Below are 22,287 nucleotides of genomic sequence, written 5' to 3'. Positions count from 1 at the left end.
TAGATAAAAGGGGGAAAATTCCAATGGCAAAAGCAAAATTTGAACGTAATAAGCCACACGTTAACATTGGTACAATCGGTCACGTTGACCACGGTAAAACAACTCTTACTGCCGCTATCACAAAGGTTCTAAATCTTGAAGGTAACGCAGACTTTGCAGATTATGCAAACATTGACAAGGCTCCTGAAGAGAGAGAGCGTGGTATTACTATTAATACAGCTCACGTTGAATATCAGACAGATGCTCGTCACTATGCTCACGTTGACTGCCCTGGACATGCTGACTATGTTAAGAACATGATCACTGGTGCTGCTCAGATGGACGGTGCTATTCTGGTTGTTTCTGCTGCTGATGGCCCTATGCCTCAGACAAGAGAGCACATTCTTCTTGCTCGTCAGGTTGGCGTGCCTTATATCGTTGTGTTCATGAACAAAGTTGACCAAGTTGATGACGAAGAGCTTCTTGACCTTGTTGAGATGGAAATTCGTGATTTGCTGAATGAATATGAATTCCCAGGCGATGATACGCCAATCATCCGTGGTTCAGGCTTGAACGTTCTTGAATCTACTTCTACAGACCCAACTGCTCCTGAATATGCTTGCATTAACGAGCTGATGGCTGCTGTTGATTCATTCATCCCAACTCCAGAACGTAAATCAGAGCTTCCTTTCTTGATGCCTGTTGAAGATGTTATGACTATTTCTGGTCGTGGCACCGTTGCTACTGGTAGAGTTGAAAGAGGAAAGGTCAATTCTGGCGATGAAGTTGAAATCGTTGGTATGACTGATGAGAGAAGAAAAGTTGTTGTAACAAGCATGGAAATGTTCCGCAAGACTTTGGATTATGCCGAAGCTGGCGATAACGTTGGTGCTTTGCTACGTGGTGTTCAGAGAAGTGAAATCGAGCGTGGCCAAGTTTTGGCTAAACCCGGTTCAATCAATCCTCACACCAAATTCAAAGGCCAGGTTTATATCCTGAATAAAGATGAAGGCGGACGTCATACTCCTTTCTTCAACAACTATCGTCCTCAGTTCTATTTCAGAACAACAGACGTTACTGGTATCATCTCTCTGCCAGAAGGCACAGAAATGTGTATGCCTGGCGATAACGTTGACATGAACGTTGAGCTGATTACTCCTATTGCTATCGAAGAAGGTCTACGTTTTGCTATTCGTGAAGGCGGACGTACAGTTGGTTCCGGCGTTGTTTCTGGTATTAACTAAGATTTAAATTTTGATAGGGTAACCTATAAAGAGAGCTTCTCGCAAGTTTGCGAGAGGCTCTCTTATTTATTTTGTTTCAAGTTTAATTTTCTCAAGTGGATAGAGCACAGGAGTTTCACTCATCTTTGCTAATTTATCCACTAAGCGGAGAGTAGATAAATTATATTGGATTGTCTAAAAACCATATAATTATCTATTGAGATATCAATCATTAACATTCTCATGCCTTTTTCTCAATTCAGAATCTATATGTGAAAGTACAATTTTATAGATAAAATCTAGAATAAACTGGATTTTTAGTTTTAGAAACAAGATATAGCCGTCATCCGTACAGGATAGCGGCTGTTTGTAGTTTGCTATTAGAGTTCATTAAGCCAATATTTTCGGTCTAAGCTTCGGTATTGCACAGCTTCTGCCACATGAGGTAAATCAATCAAAACGCTACCGTCTAAATCGGCTATCGTGCGTGAAACTTTTAAAACACGGTCGTATGTTCTGGCAGAAAAAGAGAACTGTTCAAAAGCACGCTCTAATATGCCAACAGCAGAGGACGTCATTTCACACATTTCGCGAAGTCCGGCTGACGGAATATTGGCATTGGCATGGATATCAGTTCCCGCAAAACGTTTTTGTTGAAGGGTACGTGCTTGTTCTACTCTCAAACGAATTTGCGCAGAGGATTCTGATTTTTCTGCATTAGATAAATCTTGAAATTCAACAGGAGGAACTTCAATGTGTAAATCAAGGCGATCAAGGAGCGGGCCGGAAATTTTACCTAAATATTGGTTAACAGCTCGCAAAGAGCAAATACAGGGTCGGCTGCTGTGCCCGAAATAGCCGCAGGGACATGGATTCATGGCAGCTACCAGCATAACGTTGCAAGGATAACTGATACTCCCGCTGACTCGAGAGATTGTAACCATATTGTCCTCTAAGGGCTGACGCAGTATTTCCATAGCGCTGCGTGAAAATTCCGGCAATTCATCTAGAAAAAGGACACCGTTGTGCGCCATAGAAATTTCGCCTGGTCGCGGAACGGTTCCACCACCCGAAAGGCCTGCAGTAGAAACGGTATGATGAGGAGAGCGAAAGGGTCTAGTTTGCACCAAGGCGTGTTCTTTATCCATAAAACCAGCAATGGAGTGGATTTTTGTGGTCTCAATTGCCTCATCAAAGGTCATGGTGGGCAGGATAGAGGGCAAACGCTTAGCGAGCATGCTCTTTCCAGATCCTGGAGGTCCAATAAGTAAAATATTGTGTCCTCCGGCAGCAGCAATTTCTAAAGCTCTTTTAGCTTCAGATTGTCCTTTTACATCAGCAAAATCTAAGTCGGTTGTTAAGTTAGCAGGTTTGGGGGGAGAGAAAGGATAGGGGGCAACCATTTTTTCTCCGGTAAGATGCTGCAATAATTCTGTTATGTGCTTAAAAGCAAAGACTTGAATATCTTTTACAATAGATGCTTCAGTAGCATTTTCCCATGGAATGAATACGCTAGTAAAACCGAGTTCTTTGGCTTTTAAAATCATGGAGAGTACCCCTCTAGCAGGACGCAAATCTCCGGAAAGAGACAATTCGCCGATAAATACAGAATCTGTTACGGCAAAAGTGAGTTGACGATTTGCCTGCAATAGTGAAATAAAAATGGGGAGGTCATAAATTGGCCCCTCTTTTCTTTTATCGGCCGGTGCCAAATTAATGGTAATGCGGCTAACCGGAAAGGAAAAGCCACAGTTCTTGAGAGCAGAGCGTACTCGATCACGAGATTCACGGACAGAGGCGTCAGGTAAACCAACCAGTTCAAAGGCAGGGAGACCCGGAGATAAATCGGTTTCGACCTCTACCGGGAATGCTTCCATGCCAAAAAGACCCATACTATATGTTTTTGCAACCATTTGGTTCACTCCTACTTTTTTATACATTATACGACGAAATTAGACTAAATTCAATTGTTATTGTGAAATACAACTCAAAATTTTAGACATAGTAAGTAAATTTATATTGACTATTTAATATTTTTGGTATATTATTAGGAAAAGATAAGGGACAGACTTCTGAAAATAGAGGTTGTTAACAGATTAACAAACGGTTTGTTCACTTAAATTTTTAAAAGCGAAAATATGGCTTCAATGTGCCCGTAGTTTAGTAACGCTGATATCAAGTGTTGCGGTGCAATTCCGCAAAGGGCAATCTATATAACTCAAAGCGAGGTAAATTAAAATGTATGAAGACAAAACATTAACTTGTAAAGATTGTGGACAGGAATTCGTTTTCACAGCGGGCGAGCAAGAATTTTATGATTCTAAGGGTTTTGTGAACGAACCCCAGAGATGTAAAGATTGCCGTGTAACACGTAAAAATGCAGTTAAAGCAGAACGTGAAACATTCACAGCCGTTTGTGCTTCTTGTGGAAAAGAGGCAGTAGTGCCTTTCAAGCCAAGAGAAGATAGACCAGTGTATTGCAGCGAATGCTTTGCTCGCATTAAAGAAGAGCAAGCGTAAACTACATAGCCAGTTTAAAAAGATTACCTAAAAACTTTGCTTCAACTATGGAGCAAAGTTTTTTTATATGCTTCATACTTTCACCAATTTAGTATAAAATATAATTTTTTGCACAAAATGGAAGATAGTTCCTAATTTAAAGAACAGGGCTATTTGCGGTTTTGAGCCGATAAAAAGAGGTGTTTTATGAAGAAGAAATTTTCAATTCTGACGCTTATAGGTTTTATGATTGTTTATATCATTATGGCACCTAAAATTATTGCCGCTGAAATAAAAACAGAGGAGTTGAAAACAAAGGGCAAACAGGCAGATGTTAGGCAAGAAGAAATTGCAAAAGCTGCTGAAAAGCTTCTTGACATTCTGGCATTTACGCCGACAGAAGAATTCAAAAATATGGCATTGGGTGAAGAGCCATTGGATATAGAAGTAGAAGCCGTAGCCGTGGAAGCGCCCATTGAAGAAGAACCCGCAAAAACAGATGATTTATATTGGTTATCACGAGTTATTCAAGCTGAAGCAGGCAGTTCATGGATGCCAGATTGGTTGCAGCAAGCCGTGGGCAGCGTAGTATTGAACCGTGTGAGTAGCGACCAATATCCAGACACAATTGAGGATGTCATTTTTGATGAGGGACAATATTCTTGTGTGACAAATGGCAGTATCTATGAAGAACCTAGCGAAAAGGCAATTGAAAATGCCCAATATATTTTAGAACATGGCTCTATTTTACCTGTTGGTGTGGTGGGTCAAAGTGAATTCATTCAAGGGGAGGTTCATGAAGAATATTATGATAAATATTTGGGAACCACCACTTATTTCTGTTATATACCGTAAAAGGAGGCAGATGTCTGCCTCCTTTTCCTATAAGATTAATCAAAATAAAACAGTTCTTCAAATTTTTTGTCTAGAGCTAGGCAAAGCAGCAAAGCGAGCTTGGCAGTAGGGTTGAATTGTCCTGTTTCTATGGAACTGATGGTGTTACGCGAAACGCCCACTATTTCGGCCAATTGGGTTTGAGAAAGGTTTTGCTCTTTGCGTGTATCTTTAATATTGTTGTGTAAAATGAGTGAATCATCCATATTAAAAAAATCCTTCAATCATATAACCGAATAAGCCAATAACGCTAGCTAATATGGCTAGTATCGCTGTAACTAGTGTTGATTTTTTCTTGGTAAATTGATAGATTCCCATCTGTTGAAAACCTAAGTAGCCCCAAAATAGACTGAGGACAGAGTAGTTAGCATCTGCATAGGTTAAGGTCTTGTGCCTGTTTACCATGTTTGTGATGATGAAGAGAATGACTAAAGCGCAGATAGCTTTAAGGCCAAAATAATTCCCTTTATTCTGTGCGTAATCAAAGCCTTCGTCTTCGTTTTCTTTCCTACTTTGCGCCAAAATTTCTTCTTTGTTCATTGCAGTTTTTTCTCCTTGACAAGTTTTATTGTCATTATCTTATCATTGACAAGTAAACTTGTCAATATTATTTTCAAATTAAATTTAGATGCTCTGAAGTACATCTAAAAAATTATTATAAAAGGCGCAGTAATCTTTATCATGAAAAAACACACAAAATTCATAGGAATGTAGGTAAAGTGTTAGGAGAAAAAACAGGTTGATTTTTTAGGAGTACTATGTTAAACTGTACATTATCGGAATACAACAGTGTTTTGGTGGTGGACAATCAATAATGAATAATGAAAATTCGTACTTGGTAATAGATGAAAGAGTTTTGCCAGAGGTATTTCAAAAAGTACTTCAGGCAACTGAACTTCTTAGAAACGGTAAGGCGGCCAGTACATCAGAGGCCGTAAAAATAGTAGGGATTTCTCGCAGTGTATATTATAAATATCGTGACGCGGTTTATCCTTACATAAAAAAAGAAACAGGCGGGATTTTGACAGTTCAGCTTGTACTCAATGACAGACCCGGCGTTTTAATGAATCTGCTTTCTTATTTTTACAAAGCAAATGCAAACATTCTGACAGTAAATCAGAATATTCCGGTGAAAGGCAAAGCATTTGTTTCAATTTCTGCTAGAATTAATCAAATGGAAGAAGATTCAGATTCTTTTCTCAAAGGATTGGCAAGCGTTCATGGTGTTATAAAAATTGACAGTATTTCTGATTAAGATAAAAACAGGCTGGGAGAATTCAATATTTGGGTTGAATGCCCAGTTTGACTAAAAGTACATTACCTGTGAAAGGATTGGATAGGAATATGGCTAAAATAGCGGTTTTAGGGCATGGTGTAGTAGGTTCAGGCGTGGTAGAAGTTATCTTATCACATGCTGAAAGCCTGCAAGAAAGAGCAAAAGAAGAAATTGTGGTGAAGCATATTCTGGATTTGAGAGAATTTCCGGAGTTGTCTTACCACAATTTGTTTACAAAAGATTTTGATGTAATTTTGCATGATGACGAAGTAAAAATTGTGGTTGAAGTATTGGGTGGGGTACATCCTGCCTATGACTTTGCAAAAGCTTGTTTAGAAAACGGCAAAAGTGTTGTGACCTCCAATAAAGAATTGGTGGCAGCAAAAGGTGCCGAACTGCTTGCCATTGCACAGAAAAATAATCTAAATTTCTTATTTGAAGCAAGTGTCGGCGGGGGAATTCCGATTATTCGCCCGATTAGCCAATGTTTGGCGGCTAATGATGTGACGGAAATTGCTGGTATTCTTAACGGTACGACTAATTTTATCTTGACAAAGATGATTACCGACAAAATGGGCTTTGATGAGGCGTTACAATTAGCACAAGAGCTTGGTTATGCAGAACGTGATCCGGCAGCCGATGTTGAGGGCTATGATGCTCAGCGTAAGATTTGTATATTGTCTTCTCTCGCTTTTGGTCATCACGTCTATCCTGAAACTGTTCACGCAGAAGGGATTACCAAAATTACTTTGGAGGATGTCGGCTATGCCAAGGCGTGGGGCGGCGTAATTAAATTAATTGGCAAAGTAAAAAAACTCCCCGACGGTAGATTACATATACTAGTAGGACCGATGTTTGTCAGCAATGACAGCCAGCTGGCTCACGTAGATGATGTCTTTAATGGTATCATGGTACGTGGGGATGCTACAGGCGATGTGGTTTTCTATGGTAAGGGTGCCGGCAAGCTGCCAACGGCCAGTGCAGTAGTGGCAGATGTGATTGATTGTATCAAACACTTTAAAGCCAGAAAATATCTATATTGGGAAGACAGCAAAGAAGGTATGCTAGTGGATTACAAAACACAGCTTGAGTCTTTCTTTGTGCATATCAATGCCGAAGATGTTGATGCTGCGCTGAAAAATGCTGAAAATTCGTTTGGGAGCATTACTCGCATTATTCGCAAGAGCGAGCAAATAGGTGAGGCCGGTTTTATCGTGAATGAAATCACCGAACCAGTGTTAGAAGAAAAACTGGCGGCCTTGACGGATATAATAGTCAAAGGGAAAATTCGTCTGTCTAGTTTTTAGGGGGAAGATTCATGATAAGAATTGACGTGCCGGCGACCAGTGCCAATTTAGGAGCAGGATTCGACTCTCTTGGTATTGCGCTCACACTTAAAAATCGTATATGGATGGAAGAATCTGATGAAGTGGAGATTAGCTGTAAAGATTCTATTGAAGTGCCCAAGACAAGAGAAAATCTAATTTTTTGGGCTGCTGAATATTTATATCGGGAATGCGGAAAAACATTACCGGGCCTCAAAATCGTTCAGGAGAACAACATTCCGCTTGCCAGAGGATTGGGCAGCAGTTCCTCTTGTATTGTAGCTGGCATTATGGGTGCCAACCGTTTTATGGGAAACCCTCTTTCGCAGTCAGATCTAATTAATATGGCGGCGAAGATGGAGGGTCATCCTGATAACACAACGCCTGCGATTTCAGGCGGGTTGGTTGCTTCGGCGATGGAGGGTGAAAGAGTCTACAGTGTCAGTGTTCCTGTATCGGATAAAATTCGCTTTGTGGTGATGATTCCGCCGTTTGAACTCAAGACGGAGAAAGCCAGAAAAGCTTTGCCTGACCAATACTCGAGAGGGGATGCGGTATATAACCTTTCTCGTTCAGGGCTGATGACAGCTTCTTTATTTTCAGGGGAACTGCAAAACTTGCGTGTTGCTGTACAGGATAGGATTCACCAGCCTTATCGTTCTGGGTTGATTGATAACTGCGATACCGTGTTTCGAATGAGCTATGAGCTCGGCTCGCTTGGTACCTATATTAGCGGGGCAGGGCCAACGATTATTTCGATGGTAGAAACCAGCCAAGCTGATGGCTTTGGCGAAAACTGCCGTGCTCATTTGCAGGAAAAAGGTGTTGACGGCTGGCAGGTAGAAGTTTTAGCTGCTGACGAAAATGGTGCTAAAATTGTGATTGAATAAGCTTGGAGGAAAAAATTATGTCACTGATTGTGCAAAAATTTGGTGGTACTTCAGTCAGAGATGCAGAGAGAATTTTTAATGTGGCAGATATTGTCACGTCTAAATATAAAGAGGGCAATGATGTTGTTGTTGTCGTTTCTGCACAGGGAGATACAACAGACGACTTCATTGAAAAAGCTGCAGAAATCAATAAAAGTCCATCGAAACGTGAGATGGATATGCTGCTTTCGGCAGGCGAACAGATTTCAGCTTCTTTGTTGGCAATGGCGATTGAAAAGCTGGGTTTTCCCGTTGTTTCACTGCTAGGTTGGCAGGCAGGTTTTCATACCACGTCAAGTTATGGCAATGCCAGAATTAAAAGACTCGATGGTTCGAGAATTCGCAAAGAGCTTGACAAGAAGAATATTGTTGTGGTAACCGGTTTTCAGGGCGTCAACAAATATGACGATATGACCACTTTAGGTCGTGGCGGTTCTGACACGAGTGCAGTTGCCATTGCGGCGAGCATGCACGCAGACTTATGTCAGATTTATACAGATGTCGACGGTGTTTACACAGCAGACCCAAGAAAGATTTCCGGAGCAGTTAAGCTTGACAGTATTTCCTATGATGAAATGTTAGAACTGGCAACTTTAGGCGCACAAGTTCTTCATAACCGTTCAGTAGAAATGGCAAAAAAATATAATATCGAATTAGAAGTGCTTTCAAGCTTAACACGCAAGAAAGGCACAATTGTCAAGGAGGAAAAAAATATGGAGAAAATGTTAATCAGCGGTGTCGCTAAAGATGAAAATATTGCCAGAATTTCCGTCATTGGTGTTCCTGATAAGCCTGGCTTAGCTTTTAAAATCTTCTCGAAAGTTTCAGCAAAAGGCATCAACATTGATATTATTCTTCAATCTATCGGTAGAAATGGAACAAAAGATATTAGTTTCACAGTTGAAAAATCTAAAATGCAAGAAACAATTGATATTCTAAAAGAATATACCGAAAAATTAGGTGCTACTGGTTTAGTGGCAGATGACGAAGTTGCCAAAGTGTCCATTGTCGGTGCCGGTATGGAAACAAACCCAGGTGTGGCATCGGCTATGTTTGAATGCTTGTACGGCAATAATGTCAATATTCAGATGATTTCTACCAGCGAAATCAAAATATCTGTGCTGATTTCTAAGACAGACAGTGACCGCGCTGTGGCTGCCATTCATGATAAATTCTTTCCTGTTAACGGTAGAGACTAATTTAAAATAAATATGGAAAAGGCTATGAGAAACTGTTTTGTTTGCTCATAGCCTTTTTTGTTGCTGCAATTATCATGCGTGTTATAATAGCTCTGAAAAGAGTGGGCTTAAAGTAACAGATAAAGTACAAGTTGCTACCTTGAAATGAAATATAAAAGGCATAGCCCTCAGAACCTTTAAGCTCTGAGGGCTATAAAATTGTTGCATTTGTTGATTACATAACTGATGTGCCCTATTTTTATAGCATCAAATTAGACAATAAAGAACACAAAAATTAGTGTACATCTTAAGAGATTGAATATTAGAATCAAGTGATAGATATTGTTGCGTTAAGGCCGACTTCAAAAGAAATGGTAGGTGCACCCGAAGTCAAGTATGCTACCAATACCACAAGTGCTGACTCACTTATAGAGTGAGGCGTAAGGGAAGAGGAAGAAGTTTGCACGCCCGTTTGACTAAGGGGCACTGTATTTGGAAGTTCAAATTCGACAAATATGCCAGACGCCTCATATAAATCACTTGGAGGATCAGATACATATGCTTCAACACGTAAAACGGCATTAGACCCAACGGTCTGAGAACCCGAACCACCAGCTTTATAAAATACGGATATTGCATTAATAGTTGCATCACGCAATATTGGAATTGGTAGTCGAAGTGTCAATGCGTTACTAGTGTTTGTTGAATCTATGGTTAAGGTTGGAGGGGTGATATTCTCAGCAGGAACCGCACATCCACCAACGCCGACTACTATGGCCGTCCCTGGTTGACCAGAGGCCAGGGTTTGAGTAGTTAGGGGGCCATTGCTTGAATAAGCTAGTAATGATTCAGCAGCGCCCGTAGGAGCAGGCCCAGTAGGGCCAGTGGGCCCGGTAGGACCGGTAGAGCCGTCAATACCGGTAGGTCCGGTAGAGCCAGTTTCGCCAACACCAGTGGGTCCGGTAGGACCAGTGACGCCGTCAGCACCAGAAGGTCCGGTGGGACCAACTTCGCCAGTAGGTCCGGTAGGTCCGTCAGAAGGGCCGGTAGGACCAGTGGGACCAGTAGGCCCGGTAGGGCCGTCAGAAGGTCCGGTAGGTCCAGTGGGTCCGGTAGGACCCGTATCACCAACACCAGTGGCGCCATCGGCACCAGTCGGTCCGGTAGGACCAGTAGCACCGTCAACACCAGTAGGCCCAGTGTCACCAGTGGGTCCGGTGTCACCAGTAGGCCCGGTATCACCAGTAGGCCCATCAGAAGGTCCGGTGGGTCCTGTGGGACCAGTTGGTCCGGGAGGACCGTCAGAAGGCCCGGTAGGCCCAGTGGGACCGGTAGGTCCGGTAGCACCATCGACACCAGCAGGTCCGGTAGCACCGTCAGCGCCAGTAGGTCCAGTGGCACCGTCAGTACCAGTAGGTCCAGTGGCACCGTCAGTACCGGTAGGTCCAGTGGCACCGTCAGTACCGGTAGGTCCAGTGTCACCGGTAGGGCCAGTAGCGCCATCAGCACCGGTAGGCCCGGTAGGTCCGGTAGCACCGTCGGCACCAGTAGGTCCAGTGTCGCCGGTAGGTCCGGTAGCACCATCGGCACCGGTGGGTCCGGTGTCACCGGTAGGACCGTCAGAAGGTCCTGTGGGTCCGGTAGGACCAGTCGGTCCGGGAGGTCCGTCAGAAGGCCCGGTAGGGCCAGTAGGTCCGGTAGGTCCAGTGTCACCAATACCAGTGATACCAGTGGGTCCGGTAGGACCAGTAACACCATCAACACCTGTTATGCCGGTAGGACCGGTAGCACCGTCGGCACCAGTAGGTCCAGTGTCGCCGGTAGGTCCGGTAGCACCGTCAGCACCAGTCGGTCCGGTGTCACCGGTAGGTCCGTCAGAAGGTCCGGTGGGTCCTGTGGGACCAGTCGGACCAGGAGGCCCGTCAGAAGGTCCGGTAGGACCAGTGGGCCCGGTAGGTCCGGTGTCACCAACACCAGTAGCACCATCAGCACCGGTAGGTCCGGTAGCCCCAGTTGATCCGTCTGTACCAGTAGGCCCAGTAGAACCGGTGGATCCGGTAGTTCCAGTAACGCCAGTAGCACCAGTTGCACCCGTTGCACCAGTAGACCCGGTAGCGCCGACAAGGCCGGCAGGACCGGTGTCACCAGTGGCTCCGGTAGCACCAGTGGGTCCGGTAGAACCATCAGCACCAGTAGGTCCGGTTGGTCCGGTTTCACCCGTGGGAGCACCGGAGGGTCCAGTGGGTCCGGTAGCACCAGTAGGACCGGGAGGACCACCGGGAGTACCGTCAGCACCAGTAGCACCAGTGGGACCGGTCGGTCCGGTTTGGCCTATTCCTGTAGAGCCAGTCGAACCGGTAGCGCCGGTAATACCAGCAGGGCCAGTGTCACCGGTCGGCCCGGTAGCACCATCGGCGCCAGTGGGACCGGTAGGCCCGGTTTCACCGGTGGGAGCACCGGAGGGTCCCGTGGGTCCGGTAGCGCCGGTAGGACCAGGAGGGCCACCAGGAGTACCGTCAGCACCAGTAGCGCCAGTGGGCCCGGTAGCACCAGTTGCACCATCGGCACCAGTAGGGCCGGTAGTTCCTGTAATATTAGGACTTTCGATGGCAACAACGACAGAGCCGGGAGAAACGTTGATGTCAAGGGTATCGGATGTGAAAATTAGGCCATCACCAAAGCCCATGGTGGCAGCACCAGAAGTGCCGCTAACGGTAAATAGAGCATCGCCTTGTGCAAGAGAACCAGTCGCACCGGTAGCGCCGGTAGGCCCAGTGGGCCCGGTAGCACCATCAGCACCGGTAGGCCCGGTAGCACCAGTAGGACCGGGAGGACCATCAGAAGGCCCAGTAGGCCCGGTGGGGCCAGTAGGTCCTGGAGGACCGTCGGAAGGTCCAGTGGCGCCTGTGGCACCAGTGGGTCCGGTAGGTCCGATCTCACCAATACCAGTAGAACCGGTGGGACCAGTGTCTCCAGCAGGTCCGGTAGGGCCAGTAGGTCCAGTGACACCCTCAGTGCCTGTTATGCCAGTTGGGCCAGTAGGTCCAGTGGGACCGGTGACACCATCAATACCAGTGGGACCAGTAGGACCGGGAGGACCATCAGAAGGACCGGTAGGCCCAGTGGGACCAGTAGGGCCGGGAGGTCCGTCAGAAGGTCCAGTGGCACCGGTGGCGCCAGTGGGCCCGGTAGATCCCATTTCGCCAATACCAGTGGCACCGGTAGAACCAGTAGCTCCAGTAGGGCCAATGGCACCAGCGGGACCGGCAGGTCCGGTATCACCAACACCAGTGACGCCGGTAGGACCAGTGGGTCCAGTGGCACCGACAAGGCCGGCAGGGCCAGTATCACCAGTAGGGCCGGTAAGGCCATCAGCACCAGTGGCGCCGGTAGGACCTGTAGGGCCAGTGGCGCCGGTTTCACCAGTAGGGGCACCAGAAGGTCCGGTAGGACCAGCGGGACCAGTAGGACCAGGAGGACCACCAGGAGTACCGTCAGCACCGGTGGCACCGGTAGCACCAGTGGGACCTGTTAAACCAATACCAGTAGGGCCGGTAGGACCAGTAGCACCATCGGCGCCAGCAGGCCCGGTTTCACCTATGCCGGTAGCGCCAGTAGGTCCAGTAGGTCCAGTAGGTCCAGTAGGTCCAGTAGGACCGGGAGGACCATCAGAAGGTCCGGTAGGTCCAGTGGGACCGGTAGGACCGGGAGGTCCGTCAGAAGGTCCGGTAGCACCAGTGGCACCGGTAGGCCCGGTATCACCAACACCGGTAGCTCCGGTAGAACCAGTGGGCCCGGTTGCACCGATTGCACCAACAGGTCCGGCTGGTCCGGTATCACCGACACCGGTAGCTCCAGTAGAACCAGTGGGTCCGGTTGGACCGATTGCGCCGGCAGGACCGGCAGGTCCAGTATCACCGACACCGGTAGCTCCGGTAGAACCAGTGGGTCCGGTCGGACCGATTGAGCCAGCAGGTCCAGTAGCACCAATACCGGTAGCTCCGGTAGAACCCGTAGGTCCGGTCGGACCAATTGCACCAGCAAGACCGGCAGGTCCGGTAGCGCCTGTTACACCGGGCAATCCAGTAGCACCGGTAGCGCCGGTAGGACCGGGTATGAAGCAGGGGACGGGAGGAGGACAAGGTGGAGGGTAGGGCGAAGGGCATGGAGAAGGGGTAGGACAGGAATCCGGGCGGGGACAAGAGGAGGAGGGACGTTTTGGAACGCCCGCCTCGTTATCACCGCAGCGGTAAATATTCATATTAAAACCTCCATTGTGGGAATTTTGGACGTGTGTAGCACAGTACATTCTATGGCATTCTTTCTCTTGATGTTCGACTTCCTTTTTTATCTTTACCTCTTTTGATATCTTTCTTATTGAAGAAAATATTTAAAATAAAAAATCAATAAGGTTATGATAGAATAAATATTAAATGACGAAGCCCTCCAAATCAGAAAATTCAGAGGGCTTCCCATAGCTTTAACAGTTATTGACTCAATTTACCTGATACGATTAGGACATTCTGAATGTGGAAGATGAGTTGGCTGAATTCACAAAAAGAATAATTGAAAAGCTTATGAAGCATAGCCTATAAAAAAGTTAATATTGATGTTGCTATGCTCTGTAGTTTACTTTTAAGGTCAAACGATAGTAATTGCTCCAGTTACATTGATAGTAACACTTGATGCTCCAACACCTGTTGTCAGAGTTCCTACTAAAATTAGAAGTTCACCCTCAGATACAGCAAAAGGTGGGAACGTATTATTGACAGCTGAAAAGATGCCAGTCTCAGAAGTGGTGGGAGGAATAGCAATACTAATTCTGATTCCAGTGGCTGTGAAAAGAGAGGTGTTATCTGGTGCAACATATATTTCCATGATTACATGAGAGTCGTTGCCAACAGTAACTTGATTAGTAGCACCAAATAATGCTGAGAACGAAGTAATAGTGCCATTACGCGGCATTGCTATAGCCTGGGTGTATGCTGACTGTGCTGCACTTAGATCAATTTGAGTATCAGTTCCAAGGGGATTGGTGGCATATCCATGGTATGCCGTTCCGATAACAACAGGAACACCAGCTAAACCGTTGGCGGTTGATGCCACATTGCCGCCTCCACTTGAGTTGAAGGTTACAATTGCACCTTCCCCCGTAGGAGCAGGTCCGGTAGGGCCAGTGGGCCCGGTAGGGCCAGTAACGCCGTCAGTGCCAGAAGGCCCGGTAGGGCCAGTAGGCCCGGTTTCGCCGGCACCGGTAGGCCCAGTAGGGCCAGTGATGCCATCAGTACCAGAAGGTCCGGTAGGACCAACTTCGCCGGTAGGACCGGTAGGTCCGTCGGAAGGTCCGGTGGGACCGGTGGGACCAGTCGGTCCGGTAGGACCATCAGATGGGCCGGTAGGGCCGGTAGGGCCAGTGGGACCGGTATCACCGGTGCCGGTAGGACCAGAGGGTCCAGTGGGACCAGTTGGCCCGGTAGCGCCGTCAACACCAGTAGGGCCAGTATCACCGGTAGGACCATCGGCACCAGTAGGTCCTGTGTCGCCGGTGGGGCCATCAGAAGGTCCGGTGGGTCCGGTAGGACCAGTCGGTCCGGGAGGTCCGTCAGAAGGCCCTGTAGGGCCAGTAGGTCCGGTAGGTCCAGTGTCACCAATACCAGTGACACCAGTAGGCCCGGTAGCGCCATCAGCGCCAGTAGGCCCGGTAGCACCGTTAGCGCCGGTAGGCCCGGTAGCACCGTCAGCACCGGTAGGTCCGGTAGCGCCATCAGCGCCAGTAGGACCGGTAGCACCATCAGCACCGGTGGGACCAGTGGCACCATCAGCACCAGTGGGTCCGGTGTCGCCGGTAGGACCGTCAGAAGGTCCTGTGGGTCCGGTAGGACCAGTCGGTCCGGGAGGTCCGTCAGAAGGCCCGGTAGGGCCAGTAGGTCCGGTAGGTCCAGTGTCACCAATACCAGTGATACCAGTGGGTCCGGTAGGACCAGTAACACCATCAACACCTGTTATGCCGGTAGGACCGGTAGCACCGTCGGCACCAGTAGGTCCAGTGTCGCCGGTAGGTCCGGTAGCACCGTCAGCACCAGTCGGTCCGGTGTCACCGGTAGGTCCGTCAGAAGGTCCGGTGGGTCCTGTGGGACCAGTCGGACCAGGAGGCCCGTCAGAAGGTCCGGTAGGACCAGTGGGCCCGGTAGGTCCGGTGTCACCAACACCAGTAGCACCATCAGCACCGGTAGGTCCGGTAGCCCCAGTTGATCCGTCTGTACCAGTAGGCCCAGTAGAACCGGTGGATCCGGTAGTTCCAGTAACGCCAGTAGCACCAGTTGCACCCGTTGCACCAGTAGACCCGGTAGCGCCGACAAGGCCGGCAGGACCGGTGTCACCAGTGGCTCCGGTAGCACCAGTGGGTCCGGTAGAACCATCAGCACCAGTAGGTCCGGTTGGTCCGGTTTCACCCGTGGGAGCACCGGAGGGTCCAGTGGGTCCGGTAGCACCAGTAGGACCGGGAGGACCACCGGGAGTACCGTCAGCACCAGTAGCACCAGTGGGACCGGTCGGTCCGGTTTGGCCTATTCCTGTAGAGCCAGTCGAACCGGTAGCGCCGGTAATACCAGCAGGGCCAGTGTCACCGGTCGGCCCGGTAGCACCATCGGCGCCAGTGGGACCGGTAGGCCCGGTTTCACCGGTGGGAGCACCGGAGGGTCCCGTGGGTCCGGTAGCGCCGGTAGGACCAGGAGGGCCACCAGGAGTACCGTCAGCACCAGTAGCGCCAGTGGGCCCGGTAGCACCAGTTGCACCATCGGCACCAGTAGGGCCGGTAGTTCCTGTAATATTAGGACTTTCGATGGCAACAACGACAGAGCCGGGAGAAACGTTGATGTCAAGGGTATCGGATGTGAAAATTAGGCCATCACCAAAGCCCATGGTGGCAGCACCAGAAGTGCCGCTAACGGTAAATAGAGCATCGCCTTGTGCAAGAGAACCAGTCGCACCGGTAGCGCCGGTAGGCCCAGTGGGCCCGGTAGCACCATCAGCACCGGTAGGCCCGGTAGCACCAGTAGGACCGGGAGGACCATCAGAAGGCCCAGTAGGCCCGGTGGGGCCAGTAGGTCCTGGAGGACCGTCGGAAGGTCCAGTGGCGCCTGTGGCACCAGTGGGTCCGGTAGGTCCGATCTCACCAATACCAGTAGAACCGGTGGGACCAGTGTCTCCAGCAGGTCCGGTAGGGCCAGTAGGTCCAGTGACACCCTCAGTGCCTGTTATGCCAGTTGGGCCAGTAGGTCCAGTGGGACCGGTGACACCATCAATACCAGTGGGACCAGTAGGACCGGGAGGACCATCAGAAGGACCGGTAGGCCCAGTGGGACCAGTAGGGCCGGGAGGTCCGTCAGAAGGTCCAGTGGCACCGGTGGCGCCAGTGGGCCCGGTAGATCCCATTTCGCCAATACCAGTGGCACCGGTAGAACCAGTAGCTCCAGTAGGGCCAATGGCACCAGCGGGACCGGCAGGTCCGGTATCACCAACACCAGTGACGCCGGTAGGACCAGTGGGTCCAGTGGCACCGACAAGGCCGGCAGGGCCAGTATCACCAGTAGGGCCGGTAAGGCCATCAGCACCAGTGGCGCCGGTAGGACCTGTAGGGCCAGTGGCGCCGGTTTCACCAGTAGGGGCACCAGAAGGTCCGGTAGGACCAGCGGGACCAGTAGGACCAGTAGGACCACCAGGAGTACCGTCAGCACCGGTGGCACCGGTAGCACCAGTGGGACCTGTTAAACCAATACCAGTAGGGCCGGTAGGACCAGTAGCACCATCGGCGCCAGCAGGCCCGGTTTCACCTATGCCGGTAGCGCCAGTAGGTCCAGTAGGTCCAGTAGGTCCAGTAGGTCCAGTAGGACCGGGAGGACCATCAGAAGGTCCGGTAGGTCCAGTGGGACCGGTAGGACCGGGAGGTCCGTCAGAAGGTCCGGTAGCACCAGTGGCACCGGTAGGCCCGGTATCACCAACACCGGTAGCTCCGGTAGAACCAGTGGGCCCGGTTGCACCGATTGCACCAACAGGTCCGGCTGGTCCGGTATCACCGACACCGGTAGCTCCAGTAGAACCAGTGGGTCCGGTTGGACCGATTGCGCCGGCAGGACCGGCAGGTCCAGTATCACCGACACCGGTAGCTCCGGTAGAACCAGTGGGTCCGGTCGGACCGATTGAGCCAGCAGGTCCAGTAGCACCAATACCGGTAGCTCCGGTAGAACCCGTAGGTCCGGTCGGACCAATTGCACCAGCAAGACCGGCAGGTCCGGTAGCACCTGTTGCACCGGTCAATCCAGTAGCACCGGTAGGGCCGGGTATGAAGCAGGGAACGGGAGGCGGACAAGGTGGAGGGTAGGGCGAAGGACATGGAGAAGGGGTAGGACAATCCGGGTGAGGACAAGAAGAGGAGGGACGCTTTGGAACGCCCGCCTCGTTGTCACCGCAGCGGTAAATATTCATATTAAAACCTCCATTGTGGGAATTTGGACGTGTGTAGCACAGTACATTCTATGGCATTCTTTCTCTTGATGTTCGACTTCCCCTTTTTATATATTTATTTAGTCCTTTGCTTTGATTCCTTTTCATTTTTTCTTTGGGATGTGGCTAGAAAAAAGGGAGTATCCGAATAATGAAATCGGGTACCCCCTTTAAGGTTATATTATAATTTGAGTATTTATGGCAGATTGCTGATGAATACAGCTAAAACTATTACTGTCATTCTTATTGGCTATAGAGTAAGCTCCCCATAGCGAACTATATAGCGACAATTGGAATGTTAGCAGAATAGCGCAGGTAAATCCTGAAATTAATGTTTACTCGGCAATAGCCACAAAAACATAGTTAAAGGAAGGAGGAGGCGGGCATGGTGCAAAAGGAGGATATGGGAAAAAGTAGAGCACAAATAATCTTTGGTACAAAATTCAAATAGCAAGCATTCATAGTAGGAGATTGTTCTTTGTTGTTTTTCCATCTTGGTTATCTATATAAAAGAAGCGCTTCTGGGACATTCTATGCGGACAGGCAAGAAAAAGTGTCACATAAAGTAGTATTTAATATTTTTTTGATGAAATAGACAAAAACGACCCACTGTATAAAAAGAAAGACTTCTAAAAGTAGATTTTTAGTCTACCTTTAAAAGTCTTTTTGAGTATAGTGGTTTCTTTCTTATTGATTCATCAGCCACGGCTAAATTCAGATAAGAGCAGGCCTTCATTGTGTTCTAATGCCCAGCGAATACTCCATTCATTGGAGAATAAAAGAAGATAGCGTCCTTTTGTGTCCTGCACTTTTTTTGTATCAGAAGTCAGACTTAATTTCTTTAAATCGATTTCTGGGTTATCAATCCAACGAATGAATTGAAAAGGCAGGGTATTCATAATAATCTCAACATTATATTCGTTTTCCATTCGGTGCTTAAATACATCAAACTGTAAAACGCCCACAACGCCCACAATGATTTCTTCCATACCAGAGTTGATTTCTTGGAAAATCTGAATCGCACCTTCTTGTGCAATTTGCGTAGCGCCTTTGACAAACTGTTTTCTTTTCATGGTGTCTTTTTGACGAACAAGACTGAAAATTTCAGGGGCAAAGGTCGGAATGCCCTCAAACAGGACTTTTTTACCAGGGGAACAAAGCGTATCGCCAATTGAAAAAATACCGGGATCAAAAATACCGATAATATCGCCGGCATAAGCCTCTTCAATCATTTCACGGCTTTCGGCCATTAGCTGCTGCGGTTGCGATAGTTTTACTTTTCGTCCGCTTTGCACATGGTCAACATCCATGCCTTTTTCAAATTTACCGCTGCAAATGCGAATGAAAGCAATGCGGTCACGATGCGCTTTATTCATATTTGCCTGAATTTTAAATACAAAGGCTGAGAAAGCTGAATCAAAGGGATCTACTATATCATCAGCTGTTTTTCTCGCTAAAGGAGAAGAAGTCAGCTGCAAAAAGTTTTCTAGAAAGGGCTCTACGCCGAAATTTGTCAAAGCAGAACCGAAGAAGACAGGTGAAAGCTTGCCGTGGCGTACTTTGTCTAAATCAAAGTCATAGCCGGCCACATCAAGCAGATTGATATCATCTTTGAGAGTTGCGTGAAGATTTTCGCCCAAACGGGTTTCTAGGTCAGGCGTGTCAATGGGCAGATAGGTCGAGTCGGCTTCGTGCTTATTGCCATGCCCCGAAAAAGTGATAATCTGCTGATTTTCGCGGTCATATACGCCTTTAAAGTCAATGCCTGAACCAATCGGCCAGTTCATGGGGTAAGTACCGATTCCCAGTTCTTTCTCGATTTCGTCCAGTAGGTCATACGGACTTTGGGCATCTCTGTCCATCTTATTAATGAATGTAAAAATGGGAATATCACGCATGACACATACTTTAAACAGCTTTCTGGTTTGTGCCTCAACACCTTTTGAAGCATCAATGACCATGACAGCTGAATCGGCAGCCATTAGAGTTCGGTAAGTATCTTCAGAGAAATCTTGGTGACCGGGGGTATCGAGAATGTTAATGCAAAAGTTCTCATACTCAAACTGCATTGCAGAAGAAGTGACAGAAATCCCTCTTTGTTTTTCAATTTCCATCCAGTCTGAAACAGCATGACGAGAATTCTTTTTCCCTTTAACAGAACCCGCCTGCGTGATAGCGCCTCCGTATAACAGAAATTTTTCTGTCAGCGTGGTTTTACCGGCGTCAGGGTGTGAAATAATGGCAAAAGTTCGCCTGCGTTTAATTTCTTGTTGATAATCAGCCATGAAAATTCCCTTCTTAATCGGATAATACTAGAAAAATACACTGCATTATACCACAAATCTATTTTTGATTCAAGAAGCGACAGATAGAATCAGACAGCTTTTTTAAGAATCGAATGTTATTTTGTTATTATCGGGTATTCTGATACAAAAGGAGCGTGATGATGTGCAAAAAAAACAAGGGTGGATTTTGCTTTTGGTTCTGGCAATCGTTGGCTGGACAATCCCGTTTACAGTTTATGCAGAAGATATACAAGCAGATTTTCAGATAGAGATTAGGCAGCAATCAATACAAGACAGAACGTTTACAATCCATACACAAGTTTGGTCAAACGAGCAGGCTATTAAAGAAATATCTGCAGCGGGCACTGTGATTTTCTTAGAAGTGTCAGAAAGTATGATGAATTTGGCAGATTCCCCTCAACAAAGCCTTGCCTATGCTCCGGCAGTCTCCCACGAAAGTATGGATAGAAAAGCCTTACTTTATACCTTGGAAGACGAAGAATATAAGCCGGTTATTTTAAAAGATAATCAATACTATATAGCTATATGCTCTGATGACGGCAAGATGACAGCAGGAGAAAAGAAAATTGGGGATTTTGATTTAGGAAAAGCAGTTTTTACGCAAACCGTTTATCAAAAAGGAAGTAGCCAAACCAAGCTTGAAAAAGCGAAACAGGAGTTAAGCGAATTTTTAAAGGATATGGCGGCTGTTTCTGAAAAAAATCAGATAACTTTTGTTTATTATAGTGGTAGCGCTACTGTAGGAGAACGGCAAAGCTTAACAGTAGATGGTTTGAAAAAATTGTTAAGTGAATTAAATGGTTGTGAACAATATTTAAGTGTAGGATATGAAAATGCAGAAGTCATAGAGGAAGCGTATGCAGAACTGATTGAAATGCAAGAGGCGGAAATTGAAAACCTAAACATGCTGCACTATTCAGACAGTGTATGGGAAGAATCAGATGAGAGTAAAGAAGAAATGGAAAGTTCGATTCGCTCCATTAAAACCTTAGGTGCCAAAATATATGGCATTGGTGATTTCAAAAAAGACGAAGAAGCGGAGCAAGATTTTCTGCAATTAATATCTTCAGAGCCAAAAGAAAAGTATGGTTGGAATGCAGATACAACAAATTTATCTGATATTCTTGAGACCGTTCTGGAAGGCATAGCCGAGAAAATGCCGATTGAAGTTCGCTTTGTACTGAACACTCGATTTGAACTGACAGAAGCAGCGAAGAAAAAGGTGCTCGAACAAGGTGGAAGTGTTACACAAGGCAGTGACGGTAAGCAGGCCATAAGTTTAAAAGCGGTTCTCCCTAAAGCCAAGGAAAAACCGTGGCAGACGGAATTAACAATACAAGCCAAAAACAGCTTTTTTGGTGGGAATGATGTAACTGTGCTAGATAAAGAAAGCGGACTTTATTGGTATGGAGAACAAAAAAAGCAAATAGCGGTCAGTGCTGTGAATGTCCCTGTTTTACAACCAATAGAAATATTAAAGACAGAAATTTGTTTGGGTCAGCCAGTACCGGCTCTTATTGAGAAGCAAAGCCTTTTGTCGGTAGCGTTTGGAGGCAATGAACCGGAATGGTATGGCCAAGACAAAACAGGCAATCTTTCTTATCTTTGGACGTATGAGTCAGGGGGTTCAATTGGAACGATAAAGCAGCTACAAAATATTCGCCCGGCAAAAGATGAAAAATATGTGCTGAATGTATCTTTTAAGCCAAGTACATCTGGTGAAAATTCTGTGGGCGAGCCATGTGCCGAGAGTGTTTCTAAATCCAAGTATGAGGTAAAAGTGGCAACGGGTTCTGTTCAAATTTCAATGAGCTTATTTGAAAAAGAAGCGGAAATGGATAAAGAAAGCACTTTTCTATTTGCGCTACAAGGAGAGAATTTCACACAGTATCGAACGCTTAGCAATGAAAATCGCAACCAAGATGGAGAAAGTATCGTTTGGGAAGTTACATTTGAAAATCTACCGTTTGGAAGATATACACTTAAAAATGTGAGTGATAATAACGAAAAACAATGGGAGCGAATTTGTGCTGTTGGCTTTGAAGAAAACAGCGATATTGTCAGCAAAAAAAATGCGGATTGCGTGGTTTCCATCAATCGAAATGACATAGAAAAGAACGACAATATGACGGTGTCAGAAAGGAAGTTCAGAGTTATCTCTGATAAAAAATAAAAT

General features: G+C 47.1%; 14 protein-coding genes. 8 read left to right on the top strand and 6 right to left on the bottom strand.

Annotated elements, in window-relative coordinates:
* Positions 1-23: 23 nt before the first annotated feature.
* Entirely contained in the window at positions 24-1,223 is a 1,200-nt protein-coding gene (tuf, locus tag CS931_RS07875; RefSeq protein WP_099205236.1) for an elongation factor Tu, read from the top strand.
* A 359-nt stretch (positions 1,224-1,582) separates the two neighbouring features.
* Here tuf and CS931_RS07870 read toward each other — a convergent pair whose 3' ends face one another.
* Positions 1,583-3,115: a YifB family Mg chelatase-like AAA ATPase gene (locus CS931_RS07870; RefSeq protein WP_099205235.1), complete on the bottom strand. Its 1,533-nt coding sequence runs from the start codon at positions 3,113-3,115 to the stop codon at positions 1,583-1,585.
* 325 nt (positions 3,116-3,440) lie between these two features.
* On the opposite strand from CS931_RS07870, the gene CS931_RS07865 reads away from it, so the two are divergent.
* Positions 3,441-3,722, top strand: a complete 282-nt coding sequence (locus tag CS931_RS07865) for a zinc-ribbon domain containing protein (protein WP_099205234.1) — start codon at positions 3,441-3,443, stop codon at positions 3,720-3,722.
* A gap of 186 nt (positions 3,723-3,908) precedes the next feature.
* Positions 3,909-4,556 carry a cell wall hydrolase gene (locus tag CS931_RS07860; RefSeq protein ID WP_099205233.1) on the top strand — a complete coding sequence of 216 codons (648 nt, stop codon included), beginning with the start codon at positions 3,909-3,911 and terminating at the stop codon, positions 4,554-4,556.
* A gap of 35 nt (positions 4,557-4,591) precedes the next feature.
* On the opposite strand, the gene CS931_RS07855 is transcribed toward CS931_RS07860, so the two are convergent.
* Together CS931_RS07855 and CS931_RS07850 are read right to left on the bottom strand one after the other, a co-directional pair.
* A complete protein-coding gene (locus CS931_RS07855; RefSeq protein WP_099205232.1) occupies positions 4,592-4,801 on the bottom strand; it encodes a helix-turn-helix transcriptional regulator in 210 nt (69 codons plus the stop codon).
* A gap of 1 nt (position 4,802) precedes the next feature.
* On the bottom strand, positions 4,803-5,135 hold the full coding sequence (locus CS931_RS07850; RefSeq protein WP_099205231.1) for a DUF6442 family protein: 333 nt from the start codon (positions 5,133-5,135) through the stop codon (positions 4,803-4,805).
* A 274-nt stretch (positions 5,136-5,409) separates the two neighbouring features.
* Between CS931_RS07850 and CS931_RS07845 the strand changes: the two genes are divergently transcribed.
* The 4 genes from CS931_RS07845 to CS931_RS07830 all read left to right on the top strand — a co-directional run bounded on the left by CS931_RS07845 (position 5,410) and on the right by CS931_RS07830 (position 9,324).
* Positions 5,410-5,850: an ACT domain-containing protein gene (locus tag CS931_RS07845; protein ID WP_099205230.1), complete on the top strand. Its 441-nt coding sequence runs from the start codon at positions 5,410-5,412 to the stop codon at positions 5,848-5,850.
* Positions 5,851-5,939: 89 nt separating this feature from the next.
* A complete protein-coding gene (locus CS931_RS07840; protein ID WP_099205229.1) occupies positions 5,940-7,178 on the top strand; it encodes a homoserine dehydrogenase in 1,239 nt (412 codons plus the stop codon).
* Positions 7,179-7,189: 11 nt separating this feature from the next.
* Positions 7,190-8,086 carry a homoserine kinase gene (thrB, locus tag CS931_RS07835; protein ID WP_099205228.1) on the top strand — a complete coding sequence of 299 codons (897 nt, stop codon included), beginning with the start codon at positions 7,190-7,192 and terminating at the stop codon, positions 8,084-8,086.
* A 17-nt stretch (positions 8,087-8,103) separates the two neighbouring features.
* A complete protein-coding gene (locus CS931_RS07830; protein ID WP_099205227.1) occupies positions 8,104-9,324 on the top strand; it encodes an aspartate kinase in 1,221 nt (406 codons plus the stop codon).
* 307 nt (positions 9,325-9,631) lie between these two features.
* Here the strand turns inward: CS931_RS07830 and CS931_RS12940 are convergent, their stop codons facing one another.
* From CS931_RS12940 to CS931_RS07815, 3 genes are all read right to left on the bottom strand, one after another.
* Positions 9,632-13,564, bottom strand: coding sequence for a beta strand repeat-containing protein (locus CS931_RS12940; protein ID WP_242964938.1), 3,933 nt, complete (start codon positions 13,562-13,564; stop codon positions 9,632-9,634).
* Between the two features lie 380 nt (positions 13,565-13,944).
* Complete coding sequence (locus CS931_RS12935) at positions 13,945-17,787, bottom strand: beta strand repeat-containing protein (protein ID WP_242964937.1); 3,843 nt, start codon at positions 17,785-17,787, stop codon at positions 13,945-13,947.
* 716 nt (positions 17,788-18,503) lie between these two features.
* Positions 18,504-20,090 (bottom strand): peptide chain release factor 3, encoded by a 1,587-nt coding sequence (locus tag CS931_RS07815; protein WP_099205226.1) that lies wholly within the window; start codon positions 20,088-20,090, stop codon positions 18,504-18,506.
* A 163-nt stretch (positions 20,091-20,253) separates the two neighbouring features.
* Here CS931_RS07815 and CS931_RS07810 point away from each other — a divergent pair, with 163 nt between their 5' ends.
* A complete protein-coding gene (locus CS931_RS07810) occupies positions 20,254-22,284 on the top strand; it encodes a vWA domain-containing protein (protein WP_099205225.1) in 2,031 nt (676 codons plus the stop codon).
* The last annotated feature ends 3 nt before the right edge of the window (positions 22,285-22,287 follow it).

It is taken from the genome of Scatolibacter rhodanostii, from assembly GCF_900197595.1.
Lineage (GTDB): Bacteria > Bacillota > Clostridia > Oscillospirales > Acutalibacteraceae > Scatolibacter > Scatolibacter rhodanostii.
This window is presented reverse-complemented; position numbering and strand designations above follow the sequence as displayed.

Bases quoted from the DNA above. Each gene is read 5' to 3' on its own strand.
- tuf (WP_099205236.1), top strand. From the start codon at position 24: ATGGCAAAAGCAAAATTTGAACGTAATAAGCCACACGTTAACATTGGT.
- CS931_RS07870 (WP_099205235.1), bottom strand. From the start codon at position 3,115: ATGGTTGCAAAAACATATAGTATGGGTCTTTTTGGCATGGAAGCATTC.
- CS931_RS07865 (WP_099205234.1), top strand. From the start codon at position 3,441: ATGTATGAAGACAAAACATTAACTTGTAAAGATTGTGGACAGGAATTC.
- CS931_RS07860 (WP_099205233.1), top strand. From the start codon at position 3,909: ATGAAGAAGAAATTTTCAATTCTGACGCTTATAGGTTTTATGATTGTT.
- CS931_RS07855 (WP_099205232.1), bottom strand. From the start codon at position 4,801: ATGGATGATTCACTCATTTTACACAACAATATTAAAGATACACGCAAA.
- CS931_RS07850 (WP_099205231.1), bottom strand. From the start codon at position 5,135: ATGAACAAAGAAGAAATTTTGGCGCAAAGTAGGAAAGAAAACGAAGAC.
- CS931_RS07845 (WP_099205230.1), top strand. From the start codon at position 5,410: ATGAATAATGAAAATTCGTACTTGGTAATAGATGAAAGAGTTTTGCCA.
- CS931_RS07840 (WP_099205229.1), top strand. From the start codon at position 5,940: ATGGCTAAAATAGCGGTTTTAGGGCATGGTGTAGTAGGTTCAGGCGTG.
- thrB (WP_099205228.1), top strand. From the start codon at position 7,190: ATGATAAGAATTGACGTGCCGGCGACCAGTGCCAATTTAGGAGCAGGA.
- CS931_RS07830 (WP_099205227.1), top strand. From the start codon at position 8,104: ATGTCACTGATTGTGCAAAAATTTGGTGGTACTTCAGTCAGAGATGCA.
- CS931_RS12940 (WP_242964938.1), bottom strand. From the start codon at position 13,564: ATGAATATTTACCGCTGCGGTGATAACGAGGCGGGCGTTCCAAAACGT.
- CS931_RS12935 (WP_242964937.1), bottom strand. From the start codon at position 17,787: ATGAATATTTACCGCTGCGGTGACAACGAGGCGGGCGTTCCAAAGCGT.
- CS931_RS07815 (WP_099205226.1), bottom strand. From the start codon at position 20,090: ATGGCTGATTATCAACAAGAAATTAAACGCAGGCGAACTTTTGCCATT.